Consider the following 671-nt stretch of genomic DNA (forward strand, 5'->3'; position numbering starts at 1 on the left):
CATTCCGGGTATTTATGTCCATAGCTTGCTAGCCACCCAAAACGACTATAAGCGAAGTTATAAACACAATGCGCTTCGTTAGCATTACCAAAGTACGACAAGTTTTCTCTATTGGGAATGTTAGTCTCAGTGATAATAATGGCATCGGGCTGAGCATGTTCGATTAACAAACGAAGCAGGCGAACGACGTTATGTGTTTCTTCCAGATTGATACTGCTAGTACCGGCACGCTTCCATAGAAAGGCAATAGCATCCAGGCGAAATACTCGAACGCCCATATCGAGGTAGTGTCTAATGATCTTGATGAATTGCAGTAATACCCGAGGGTTTCTGAAATCGAAGTCGACCTGATCATGACTAAAGGTACACCATACGTGTTGCGTGCCGTAAGGCGTTTCAGTTTTTCTAAGTAGTGGGCTTGTTCTGGGCCTAACGACAGCGCTTAGGTCTGTTTCCGGGTCTTCGGTAAAAAAGTAATCGTGTCCAGGGCCTTCGGCTTTAATAAAGTTCTGAAACCAGACACTACGGCTAGAGCAATGGTTAATCACCAGATCACTCATAAGCTTATAGTGGCTGGCGATGTCCTGGATATCGGGCCAATCGCCTAAGGCTTCATTAACGCTTGAAAAATCCATGACCGCAAAGCCATCGTCTGAGCTATAGGGGAAAAA

At 45.2% G+C, this 671-nt stretch carries 1 protein-coding gene; it reads right to left on the reverse strand.

Annotation, left to right across the window (positions count from 1 at the left end; translation table 11 throughout):
* Window positions 1–671, reverse strand: a 671-nt coding sequence (locus A3729_RS05025; RefSeq protein ID WP_255376376.1) for an alpha-amylase family glycosyl hydrolase, incomplete at both ends; no start/stop codon positions are given.

The organism is Oleiphilus sp. HI0043 (assembly GCF_001634935.1).